The organism is Desulfosporosinus sp. I2, from assembly GCF_000960765.1.
Classification (GTDB): domain Bacteria; phylum Bacillota; class Desulfitobacteriia; order Desulfitobacteriales; family Desulfitobacteriaceae; genus Desulfosporosinus.
Genome location: NZ_JYNH01000056.1, coordinates 16,172 through 28,639 on the forward strand (window position 1 = coordinate 16,172; position 12,468 = coordinate 28,639).

Here is a 12,468-nt window from a genome sequence, read left to right on the forward strand (position 1 = left end):
CAAAACAGCAACTATTCTATCGATTTTTATGACGTTTTGGCTTCTTCTTTGGATTGTCAGAACCATGATAATAGTAATAATAGTAGTAGTAGTCGCTCGTTTTCATGTCCGCTTTATTGAGTACAACCCCAAGGATTTTGGCGCCAACTTTATCCAGCAGTTCTTTAGCACTTTGAGCATAATCTTTGTGCACTTCGCCTGAGGCCATGACCAAGATGACCCCATCGACGTCCTGAGCTAGAATTGCGGGATCCGTAACCGCAACTATGGGAGGGGTATCAATAAGAATTATGTCAAATTGCTCACTGACTTCCTCTAGCAAACGCTTCATCCGTTTGGACCCTACAAGTTCAGCAGGATTAGGAGGGATGGGACCTCCCGTGAGAACCATTACGCCGGATACAGCCGTTTCCCTGATATAGCTTCGGTAGTCTTGCTCCTGAACCAAGGCAACTGATAACCCCTCCCTGTTATCCAAGCCAAATAATTTATGCTGGGTAGGGTTGCGCAAGTCGGCATCCAGCACAAGCACGGACTTCCCGGATTGAGCCATACTAACCGCGAGGTTGGCTACCGTGGTCGATTTTCCTTCCCGAGGACCTGCACTTGTTATCATGATTTTTTTGGTCTCCGAATCTACACTCGTAAACTGAACGTTTGTCCGGAGCGTCCGAAAGGCCTCTGAGATTGGAGATTTCGTTTGTTCTAAGGTAATTAATGAATATGCCAATAGAATCTTCCCCTCTACCCTTGTTTGCCGATCTGATAGTTTGGAATGACGCCCAATACCGGAATACCCAAAAGTTTCTCTACATCACTTGAGGTTTTCACGGTGTTATCCAGATATTCCAACAAGAAGACCAGTCCCACAGAAGCCATCAAGCCAATAACAAAGGCAATTGCTACGTTTAGCTTTTTATTCGGCTTAATGGGTGCATCCGGAATCACAGCAGTATCCACAATACTGACACTATCCACTTTTTTTATTTCTATTACTGCTTTGGAAAATTCCTCAGCCATCGTGTTTGCAATAGCGGTCGCTAATCCAGGGTCTGTATTGGTCACCTGAATCTCCAAAATTTCCGTAGTCTTTACCGGAAGTATAGTGATCAGACTATCAAGTTCTTCGACCGTCAGTGGCAAGTTTAAGTACTTGATCACATTTTGCTCGACAGTGCGACTCTGGGCGATCGTTGCATAGGTTTTGGCTAGTTGCTGGTTCGCTAGAAGCACGTCATAATAAAGCATTTGTCGTGCCTCTTTGGTAGAATCCAAAGCTTTTTCCCCTACGATCAACGTGGTTGAAGCTTGATAAATAGGTTTCATGACGAAAAGACTAATCAACCCGCTGGTGAGCGCCGCGATGAGCGGTAGTGCCACTACGATCATCCACCGTTTTCGCAGCACGTCCCAATACTGCCGTAAATCTATTTCCTCTTCCATGTCTACCTCCCTAAAAGTTCCAAACAAATTTATTAAACTTTTGATCAATTCTCCATGATCATCCTTTTCCCTTCACATACCCACCCACTAATTCGTCATTTGTAATATTTTTAACCTCTAGAATACCTGTTGCCCGCATTTTGATCTTCGACTCACAAACCGAAGGTCCCTTTGATCTCACGTAGTGTGCCCGTGTCCATATTCATAAGAATTGCATCTTTAATATCACTTTTCTCCTCTGGCGAAAGATGATTATACTGAGCTTTTACGTTTTGAGACTCTGCCGCAAAGGGGTAAGCTGGATTGTCAACCATCTTGGCTACAACAGCTTGAATCTGTCTAATAACCTCTTTCTCTGGCGCAGTTTTGACAGAACCATAAACTTCAGAAAGTTGACTTTGGCCCCTCTTTAGCAAATCTACTTTGCTATTGCCTTTATTTGACGGAGAACTACTTGAACCAGGACTAGGATTATGCTCCACAACTTGCGGTTGTGGAGGCACCACTTTATCTAAAACAAGAACAATTTTGTCCCCACTAACCGTAAGATTCGTCAAGTGAAATGGAAATACTTCCTTCGGCATCTCCACAAAACCATTGTCTTGAATCGTTCCTCCTGCAATTGAGTACGAATGGAGTTTCTTTGCTACAAATCCTATCGGTAACTGCAGTTTTCCGACCTGTATATAGTAAGGCTGGAAGACAACCAGGCCATCCTTGTATACCAAATCTCCGGTGGATAAGATTATCAAATTCAAACCGCGATAACTTATAGGAACATACATCTTTAGTTTTCCATCAGTGATCTGTGCATATAGGCCTTTAACCTTCAAATTCCCTGATAACGTTTTGTTTCTCATCGAGAGTTCCAGCAAAGCATTGAAATCCGGGTCTGTTAGTTCTACTGTTCCACCCTGTTTTTCCGCAGAACGAATCTTATCTACAATGTAAGCAGGGGAATTTACTTTAAAGACAAAATAATCTCCCCCCCAAAGCAAGCAGTAACTTGCTATTCCTAAACCCAAAACTACCAATATTAACGGAGCAAAAAAAAATAACTCAACTTTTTCCTTTCAATCATAAATTTCGCCGTCCTTTACCCATTAATTACAATGTATTATAAGGTCGAACTTTTTAATTATAACTTCATTGCCTCCTGTACAATCTCTCTCACGCCTTCCATATCAGGTTCATAATAGAAAACATTCGCACCAACTAATGGGTCCTGCGCAGAGGTTCCCTTTCCTGGAAGCTGATAATGCTTAATTGTTTCCTTTGATATACCCTTAAACGCGAGCCCCATCGTCACCATTTCCGGGGTCGATAAGTTGGTATCCATTAAATCCTGCTGAATGATAGTTAACTGCTCCGGTAATTTTGGAATATTGGAGAGATTAAGCATCTGATGTGCTAAAGCCGAGAGTAAATAAAACTGATCCTGTTGTCGGTCAAAATCTCCGTTCGGCAACCCATAACGTGCTCTCGCTAAACGGAGTGCATCGTCCCCCGAAAGATGATTATCTCCGGCCGATAAATGGATATTTCGCAAATCATCGTTTACCGCGTTCGGAAGATTGACATCGATTCCCCCAACGGAATCGACAGCTTTCTGGAAGCCTTGAAAATTTATCTTAACATAATAATTGATCGTAACTCCTAGTAGGTTACTGACCGCTTTCGCGCTTTCCAAGGTTCCTTCACGGACACTACCGTTGGTTTCACCAACGGCATTTGCATGGTTAATTTTGGTAAGACCCACTCCTGGAACATTCACTCGGGTATCCCTTGGAATAGAAATAACAGATACCTGATGTGTATCAACATTGGCCGAGACTAACATCATTGAATCCGTCCGAGACACCTCATCCCCACTGTTGTCAGTCCCTAGGACAAGTATGTTTATCCAACCTTTTGAAGTCGTTGAAGGCTTATCTTTATTATCATCTTCTGTAGCGATAACAGCAGTCGGCTGGGATACTATTGCAGTAATATGGAGTGTTTCCCAATTCCAGCAGTAGGTTCCCCCAACTACAATTCCGAAGACTAATACTAACGCTACAAAAGTTTTCTTCATATATTAATAACTCCTTACTTAACTTCGCAGCTAGGTACCTTAAGAAGGTATGGCCTTATTCCGGAGTCATCAGTAATTCTGATAATCCTTGAAATTATAAAATTTGACTTAGTCGCTAACGATCTGACCCAAGCTGCGCCCATCGGGTAAGTGAATCTATCTCCTTATAAGCTGCAGCATTTGCTCCTTCTACAAGATTCTCTATTTTAGTAGCTCTTCATATCAACATATCTTATTAATACGCTGACTCTCTTCTAAAGACCAGTAATACCGTCTTATAAATAATACATATATCCAACCACATCGACCATTGGTCGATATATTGAGTATCTAACGCCACAACCTCTTCAAAATCCGTAATACTACTTCTGCCACTAACCTGCCAGTTTCCAGTTATCCCAGGCTTAATACTCATTCGGCGCCAGTGTTCTATGTCATAATGTGCCACTTCATCCATTGTTGGTGGGCGTGTACCAACTAAACTCATATCCCCTTTTAGAACATTGAAAAACTGTGGAAGTTCATCCAAACTTGTCTTGCGAAGAAATTCACCAATTCGAGTAATTCTTGGATCGTCTTTAATTTTAAAAAATAAAGCATCCTTGTACTCATTCAGTGCTTCAAGTTCCTTCTTCTTATCCTCCGCGTCCATAGACATAGTTCTAAACTTATAACAATCGAAAACTCGCCCATAGCGACCTATGCGTTTTTGTTTGAAGATTACTTCCCCTGGAGAATCAATCTTAATCGCGGGAATTAAGAAGATTGCTACAACAAGAGTGATCGCAATCCCAACCAACGCTCCGACAATATCCATTGTTCGCTTTAAGGCTTTTGAGACAGGATTTAGCGTTATAGTGTGAAAAGTTAACATAGGCAAAGGGCCAAGCATAGAAATATGTACTTTTACCATACCCAGATTATAATTTAAGAGGTTTTGAACCGTAATGCCCATCTGTGAACATATGTTGATATACTTTTCGACTTCTTCTGTATATTCCTTTGGTAAGGCGAACACTACCTGATCAACGACATGATTCTTTAGTATTTCTTCCAAAGAGTCTAGCCCGCCGAGGTACAATTTTTGTTCAAATACTTCTTTCTCTATCTGTACAATCCCAACTATATGATATCTGATATGTGTTTTCATAAGATATCTCATAAATAGGGTGTGGCTATCCTTTGTACATGCTAAAATTATTCTTATTTTACTATTATTTGAGTCTCCATATTGGTAAATCAAGCTTACACAATACCGTTCTATAAAAATTATCACAATACAAAATAGAACAAAGTTTCCAATAAATAGACGGCTAGTGCTTGTCTCCTTAGTAAAAAAAAGCATCGCACCTATAACTAAGCCCGAAATTAACGAAGCAAAAGAAACATTGCGTAAAACCCTATCTAAGTAATAAAAAGTTGTTTTGTCATACATTCCCCGAAGGTTCATAATTGAAATCCAAACTGGAATATAAATAATTATTATCCACAAATATTCCCTAATGGTAGACAAGTTTGTAAACTTGTGAACGATCCAATAAGCGATTTCATATGTGAGACACAAGAACGTAATATCAATTAATAATTGTATGATATTTGCATAGGCAAATCTGTTAGTTTTGTCCATAGAGTTCCTCTCGTGTTCTATTTAAGTTATTATTCATAAACTTTAGTGTTTGTATAATTACGAATATTATTATTATACAACTATTATTTTGAGGTACTCAAGATAAATCAATCTACACATCCTGACTCAATACTCTCTATTATTATTGATATCGACTAATTTTTATGGATTTAACTATGAACCTTATAAATTTCCTTAAGCATTTGTCAATAACTCCATTATAAACTTGATAATCACCTCATAAATATAAATTTTTATGTATGAACATAAAATAAGCCGTCAGTCCGACGGTTATTATTTGCCTAACTTATTGCTAAAAACTTGGATTTCAGATTACACTTCCTATTTAGATTGTTTTTATTAGCCAACTTAAAACAGGATAATCGATTTGTTGTCTCGATTATCCTCTATCTTTATGGGCCCCATGATTAAACAATAACACTAACGCAGCTACAACTATGAAGAGAATTACCCATTTCATAAGCATTCCTCTTTTCAGCTTTTGCTTTGTTCTTTCCATAACCAGTATATTCTATACATTTCCGATTAGTTCATGAATTATCTACTCAGAGGAACCTACGATAGATTTTTTCTTCATATGTCCTTCTAGACCTTATTGAAGGTAAGACTTGTTTCCACAATCAATTAGCGGAAAGGCCTCCATTCTTTCTCAAACCTATAGTGTTCTTTAACTGAAAAGCGTAAAATTGTGCCTTATCCCGAATTCCGGATAAGGCACAATTTTACGCTTTTTAAACCAATCACGGACCAACCAAGAAATGAGATCGACATCTTTATGGACTAGTCTTGGAACCGAGACATGGGGAGTCTTCGGTTGCAAAGCCTGCCAAAAAGCCACAAGTTGAAACGCGACGGGATTGCATCAACCCACTTAAATCCTGTTGGGAAAAAGCTAACGGTGTTCCGCTGTTACCAAGCCACTCCCATACTGCCTGTTTAAAATTAGTGTCAGAAAAGCTGCTGGATATATCGGCCTTGCTTAGATCTGTCACAACATTTATTAGTGTATTGGAATTTCCGACATTGATTCCACCGTTTACAACCAATCCAAAGTCGTATCCAGTGGATGCAGTTAATCCCGTTACTATAGAAGTTGCTGCATCGACTGCGATTATTCCAGTTGTCGCCTCAGTCCACGTGTCGCTTCCAGTTAGTGTTTGTTCAATCTTGATCTCCATTGCTCCTACTACGGGTGTCCAAGTGAAGGTTGCCGTGGTATCGCTCCTCAGCGTACTGGCGAAGTCTGCTACTTTACTACTAAGGTCACCTATAGGTTGCGTTGATACTTCGTTCGAGTTTCCACCATCACCGGCTTCAAAACTATATTTATACCCTACCACTTCCATCACAGGTCGGACAAAGCGAAGTATAGCGTACAGCTAAGGTCTGACCCACTTTTTTCCGGGTCATTTCTACAAGCCCAAGCTGAGTTAACCCTAAAACCTGAGATTTCGTCTTATCCCGAGCACAGGCTGTCTCCAGTACTTCAATCACCTGTTTTTGAGCCTCTTCTGTCGTCATATCGATAAAGTCAATGATGATAATTCCGCCAAGATTTCTCAGCCGTAACTGACGGGCAATTTCCCTCGCTGCCTCCAGGTTTGTATGGACTACCGTTTCCTCAAGGGAACGTTGCCCCACATATTTTCCTGTATTCACATCAATCACAATCAAAGCCTCTGTCTGTTGAATGACCAGATAGCCGCCACTTTTTAACCATACTTTACTCCGTAAGGTTTTACGGATTTCATCCTCCACACCGTATTTAGCAAAAAGGTCCTCCCCTGGGACGACGTGGACTTGCTTGGCGGCTGGATGCTCAATCTCCCGTAAAGCTTTGCGTATGACTTGACCGACTTCTTCCTGATCGACCGTAATCTTCTCCACATCCTGATCAATCCAATCACGGACCAACCTAGAAATGAGATCGACATCTTTATGGACTAGTCCAGGAACCGAGACATGCGGAATCTTCGGTTGCAAAGCCTGCCAAAAAGCCACCAGCTGAGTAATATCTTCTGCTATCTCATCCCCGTCGATCCCTTCAGCAAGAGTACGTACGATCACTCCCATACCCTCTGGTTTAGAGGCGGCTGCTAAATCCCGGAGTCTCGTCCGTTCACGATGATCTTGAACCTTCCGAGATACCCCTATGTAACTAACCTGAGGAAGCAGCACAACATACCGCCCAGGAAGAGTAATGTTAACGCTAATCCGCGCCCCCTTCGTACCCACCGGTTCTTTGGTAATTTGAACTAAAAGTTCCTGACGTGGCTTGAGGACATTCTCAATTCGTTCCTGAACGACTGAAGAAACCTTATCATCCTCCTCAAAGCGCGACGGAATAGCATCACCCACATATAAAAACGCATTCTTGTCCACCCCTATATCAACAAAGGCAGCCTGCATACCGGGCAGAACATTCTCAACCCTACCTTTATAAATATTCCCCACCATATGGGATGAGCCGCCCTCTTCCTCAAACAGTTCCACCAATTCCCCCTCTTCAAAGACGGCTGCCCGTACCTTCTGGGACTGGGTTTGGCTATTATTCTTAATTTGGATTTGAGTTTTAGTTTGCAAAACGATTTCTTTCAGGCGTGGACCGGTGGTTTGGTTTTTCATAAAAGTTAACACCTCCTCAGAGAACTTGCGTAACAACGCTTACCCCATGATATCGTGGACCAAACTAAAGCTCAAGAGATGCATGGGAAACGAGGGACGGTTCTTGCTTCCCTAATTAGTGGAACCAAGAACCGTCCCTCGTTCCAGTCTACCGTTCCACTACCTCGTTCCCCTAAGCACCGATGCAGAGGTGCCGCATGCCTTAAGCATGTCCACCGTTGCGACCCAAGCATCCCAACTCACGTCCGTTCTCAACTCACGTCCATTCCCAACCCCACGGCGCAGCTCAGCTTCGAAGCAGAGAGGTGCAATTTGCAAAGTGAACACGATTAGCGGAATTGCGTCAATGAAATGCAAGTCAAGAACCGTCCCCAAACTTGCACGCAAACTTGCACACTCTACACCGTTCCCCTAAGCACCGATTCAGAGGTGCCGCATGCCTAAAGCATGTCGCTAAATCATAAATCCCAAGCATCCTAACCCACGCCCGTTCTCAGCCCCACGGCGCAGCTCAGCTTCGAAGCAGAGAGGTGCGATTTGCAAAGTGAACACGATTAGCGGAATTGCGTCAAGTGCAGCTTATACTGCAAAACGTAAGCAAGCCACTGGTTCACATGCAGAAAGCCCAGAGGTTTGGCTTGCTTGTTTTGCAGTTAAGCAAACAGCAATGGGAGCGTTGTGTGAACTTGCAAATCGCACCTCGAGCTCTCAAAAGCTCATCAAGCCACTCAAACGCTCATCAAGCCACTCAAATCGGCGAACTCTTCCCACCCTCATAAGTCACATGAACCCCCGTACGTCTAACATGCGCTGCCTCTATATCCAGTGGTAAATTCTCCAGTTCCCGCAGACTAGCCAAGACTTCCTCAGGGCGAACACTACCAGCGTTCCCCATTTCAACCTCTAGGTCAAAGAGGATCACATCCCCCTGAATTTCGGCACTCAACTGCTTGATCCAAGGTCGAATATCTTTATCGGTCGGTCCTTTCTTCGTATAACGAGAAAAAGTAACATGTTCCCGAGCAAGCCAAGCACTTACCGCTTCTTGTAACCGTTCCGACTGAATCGGCAAGGCCATAGGTACCCGGATCTTGTATGTGGCCGCATTGAGCACCGCCATTAAGGATTTAGCCCCGGGATCCAGAGCTCGCCCTTGGAGCAACCGGATTCCCGGCGGCAATTGCTCCTGAATGCGCGCTAGTACTTCTCCCAAATCCATATCGTGCAGGAGATCAATATCCACGTACTCCCGCTCTCCTTCCGTCCCGACCGCGAGGGCGAAACCAAAGGAAATTTTAGGACGGGGGTTAAACCCTTCCGTATAAGACATCTTAATCTCAGCCCGTCGGATCGCACGTTCAAACACCCTTGTCAGGTCTAGGTGTGCAATATATCTTGCATCTTCAATCTTGGTATAGGCGATTCTTAGCCGCATGGCAACTCACCCTTTCAACTCAATCTGAACCCCTCGGCTTGGGCAAACCCCGCATCCCGTACAATCAGCATATCGACAATCAATCGTCTTTGCTTCCTGGAGAGCCCGATGATGCTCTTCGACCAAAAATTGTGGGTTAACTCCACTTCCTATGTGGTTCCAAGGTAAAATATCATCATAGTCCATCGTGCGATTCGCATAAAATTGAGGATCGATTCCTAACTCTTGAAGTCCTTCCATCCACACGCTGTACTTGAATTGTTCTCCCCAACCATCAAAACGGCAACCGTGTTGGACAGCCCATTCTAAGAGTGGCGCCAAACGCCGATCCCCTTTAGCGAACACCGCTTCGAGGTAACTAGTCTTCACATCATGATAATTATAGTTTAGACGGCGATCTCTCAATTTATCTCTAAGATATCTCTGCTTTAGGTCCACTGAAGCGCCTGATTCCTGAGGTTCCCACTGGAAGGGGGTGTGGCTTTTCGGAACAAAGATACTAGTAGAGATGGTTACTTTAATATTACGGCGTCCTAGCTTAGTGCCTAGATTGGCGACTTTCTTAGCCAAATCGATGATCCCATCAATGTCTTCTTGGGTCTCCGTCGGTAATCCCACCATAAAATACAACTTAATCGTCGACCAACCCTTTTGAAACGCTGCCTCTGCGGCATCGAGAAGGTTTTTCTCCTCGACTCCTTTATTTATCACGTTACGTAAGCGCTGTGAACCCGCTTCTGGAGCGAACGTCAAGCCCGATTTTCTCGCCTTTTGTACAGTCTCGGCTAACTCAACATCAAAAGAGTCTACTCGGAGTGAAGGAAGAGAAACTCCAACCCCCTGTGCCCCATGCTGTTCAAGTATGTTATGAATAACCGGCTGGATGCAAGAGTAATCCCCACTGGAAAGGGAGGTGAGAGCAATTTCATCATAGCCCGTGGAACGCACCAATTCCTCAGTTTGTTTAAGTAGAGTTTCCGCTGAGCGCTCCCGCACGGGTCGATAGATCATACCCGCTTGACAGAATCGGCATCCTCGCGAGCAACCGCGCATGACTTCCAGCATCATCCGATCATGCACAATTTCCAGATAGGGAACCACTGGGTTAGTGGGAAAAAATGCTTGGTCTAAATCTTTAACGATGGCTTTTTCGACGACGGGAGGAACGCCCGCTTCAGCCTCAATCTTCTCGATACGGCCATCCGGTTTGTAAGTCACATGGTAGAAGTCCGGCACGTAAACCCCTTGAACTTGGGCAACTTTCTTCAAAAAGTCTTGGCGCAAAACGGGATTTTTCTTCTGCTCGGCTACGAGGCGTAACACCTCTGGCAACTGTTCTTCGCTTTCTCCAATTAAAAAGAAGTCAATAAAGCCTACCAAGGGTTCTGGGTTATACGCGCAAGGACCTCCGGCAATAATCCAAGGGTCCTCCGGGCCACGATCTTCGGCTCGCATAGGGATACCCGCAAGATCCAGCATATTGAGGATGTTGGTAAAACTCATTTCATATTGTAAGGTAAACCCGATCACATCAAAGGCTTTAAGCGGTTGAAAGGATTCTAAGGCATACAGCGGTATTTCCTTTTCCCGCAACTCTTTCTCCATATCAATCCAAGGCGCAAAAACTCTTTCACAGAGAAATTCCGGAAACGAGTTGACTAAGTGGTAGAGGATTCGGGTTCCCAAATGGGACATTCCAACTTCATACACATCCGGAAAAGCAAAGACCATCTGCACCTCGGTTTTATCCCAGTCTTTCTTGATCGCATTCCATTCAGATCCGATATAGCGGCTTGGTTTTAAGACTTTCGGTAAAAAGCGTTCAACCTGCCGGCGTATCTCCGCCGCAGTTATTTTACTCATGGTGTCAACGAGGCCTCCTTGTAACTATATTGTGAACTTATATTATATCATATATAACAAAAATACCCAATATCTATTACAATTTATCCTCGAATATTCTCCTCTACCCTCAATTGTGAGACTTCTACTACACAATTGGAGTACTCCCTAATCTCCTAAAGTTTACCCACGGGAACGTGAATTCCCTCTCGCAACATTCCTTCCACAATATCCGTCTCGGTCAGAACTTTATCCAGCCCCATTGCTTGATTGGTTAGGGTAACCAAAGCGTATCGATCCGGAGTAAACTCCTCTATGATTCGCACCAGGGGAGTGTTGCTCTGTACCGTGAGCATAAAACTACGCATCAACCCTTTTTTCATCAGTTCTTCTTTCTTACGGGTCAATTGCCTGAGAAAGGTAATATGAGCTGAAGAAATTTCCTTACTCCCAGCCAACCAAAAGAAGCCCCCTAATATAAGAAAGAAAAGCGGTCCTTCTGTAAACTTTCCTCGTACCCCTAAAATTATGCCGTAAAGGATTAAGACAACCCCTAGCCATTTTCCTGCCCAGGCTAAAAACTTTGTCGTACGGACGAATCCAAATCCCCCCGAAAAAAGGGCTCGTACCACCCGTCCACCATCTAAGGGCAAAACAGGAATCAGATTAAAGGCGGCAAGCCAAAAATTATACCGCACAAAATCATCGGAGAATTCCCCCGTCCATAACCCATTCCAGCGCAAAGCTTGGGCAATAAATAGAAGGATAACGTTAAAAGCAGGACCTGCCAGTGCCATGATGCTCTCCTCTAGTTTCCTCCCCTCAAAGAGATCGTCACAGTACGCAGCTCCGCCGAAAGGAAATAACTCGAGCCCCATAATTTTAAATCCGTAGGCTTTCGCCGTTAAGAGATGCGCTAATTCATGTCCTAAAACAAGGGTAAAGACCAGAAGAGCCTGGGCTGCCAAACCCAGGACTCCGTAAAGAAGCAAAACTAACAGAAAGGTGGGATGGATTCGAATACTCACCCCGGATAATTTCACAAGCTCCATTTCTTGCCCTCCACAATAGAGTTTTTAGTATTACCCCAGCTAACTCTTGGATTCTGGGGGGATGAGATAAGGGATCGGATTGACAGGCTTGTTATTTTTTCTTAATTCAAAATGAAGCCACGGCTTTTTCAAGGGTGCCGAAAGACCGACCGTTCCGATAATATGTCCTTTGACAACCTTCTGACCCTTCTGAACAGAAATTCCGCCGAGATTCCCTAACACTGTGGTCCACCCATCTCCAAAATCCACTTTCACGATCTTCCCTAATTGAGGATCTTCCCCTATAAAAGTAACCACTCCATCTGCAGGAGCTACTACAGAAATTCCCAAAGCACTCCCAACATCAATT

11 protein-coding genes are annotated in these 12,468 nt (G+C 43.6%); all 11 read right to left on the reverse strand.

The window, feature by feature from the left end:
• Positions 1 to 16: 16 nt before the first annotated feature.
• Positions 17 to 730 (reverse strand): CpsD/CapB family tyrosine-protein kinase, encoded by a 714-nt coding sequence (locus UF75_RS13725; RefSeq protein ID WP_045575163.1) that lies wholly within the window; start codon positions 728 to 730, stop codon positions 17 to 19.
• A 14-nt stretch (positions 731 to 744) separates the two neighbouring features.
• Positions 745 to 1,443, reverse strand: a complete 699-nt coding sequence (locus UF75_RS13730) for a Wzz/FepE/Etk N-terminal domain-containing protein (protein WP_045575164.1) — start codon at positions 1,441 to 1,443, stop codon at positions 745 to 747.
• Between the two features lie 152 nt (positions 1,444 to 1,595).
• Complete coding sequence (locus tag UF75_RS13735; RefSeq protein WP_156146434.1) at positions 1,596 to 2,477, reverse strand: hypothetical protein; 882 nt, start codon at positions 2,475 to 2,477, stop codon at positions 1,596 to 1,598.
• A gap of 104 nt (positions 2,478 to 2,581) precedes the next feature.
• Positions 2,582 to 3,517: an LCP family protein gene (locus UF75_RS13740; RefSeq protein ID WP_052693249.1), complete on the reverse strand. Its 936-nt coding sequence runs from the start codon at positions 3,515 to 3,517 to the stop codon at positions 2,582 to 2,584.
• Between the two features lie 235 nt (positions 3,518 to 3,752).
• Positions 3,753 to 5,144 (reverse strand): sugar transferase, encoded by a 1,392-nt coding sequence (locus UF75_RS13745; protein WP_045575166.1) that lies wholly within the window; start codon positions 5,142 to 5,144, stop codon positions 3,753 to 3,755.
• Between the two features lie 794 nt (positions 5,145 to 5,938).
• Positions 5,939 to 6,514 carry a hypothetical protein gene (locus tag UF75_RS13750; protein ID WP_156146436.1) on the reverse strand — a complete coding sequence of 192 codons (576 nt, stop codon included), beginning with the start codon at positions 6,512 to 6,514 and terminating at the stop codon, positions 5,939 to 5,941.
• Positions 6,492 to 7,790 carry an Rne/Rng family ribonuclease gene (locus UF75_RS13755; RefSeq protein WP_082075145.1) on the reverse strand — a complete coding sequence of 433 codons (1,299 nt, stop codon included), beginning with the start codon at positions 7,788 to 7,790 and terminating at the stop codon, positions 6,492 to 6,494. Before UF75_RS13755 ends, UF75_RS13750 begins: the two co-directional genes overlap by 23 nt.
• Before the next feature lie 748 nt (positions 7,791 to 8,538).
• Positions 8,539 to 9,225 carry a TIGR03936 family radical SAM-associated protein gene (locus UF75_RS13765; protein ID WP_045575169.1) on the reverse strand — a complete coding sequence of 229 codons (687 nt, stop codon included), beginning with the start codon at positions 9,223 to 9,225 and terminating at the stop codon, positions 8,539 to 8,541.
• Positions 9,226 to 9,231: 6 nt separating this feature from the next.
• Positions 9,232 to 11,088, reverse strand: a complete 1,857-nt coding sequence (locus UF75_RS13770) for a TIGR03960 family B12-binding radical SAM protein (protein WP_045575170.1) — start codon at positions 11,086 to 11,088, stop codon at positions 9,232 to 9,234.
• A gap of 155 nt (positions 11,089 to 11,243) precedes the next feature.
• Positions 11,244 to 12,119 (reverse strand): M50 family metallopeptidase, encoded by an 876-nt coding sequence (locus UF75_RS13775; protein WP_045575171.1) that lies wholly within the window; start codon positions 12,117 to 12,119, stop codon positions 11,244 to 11,246.
• Between the two features lie 39 nt (positions 12,120 to 12,158).
• Positions 12,159 to 12,468 (reverse strand): M23 family metallopeptidase (locus UF75_RS13780; protein ID WP_045575172.1); only part of this gene is annotated, 310 nt, incomplete at its 5' end.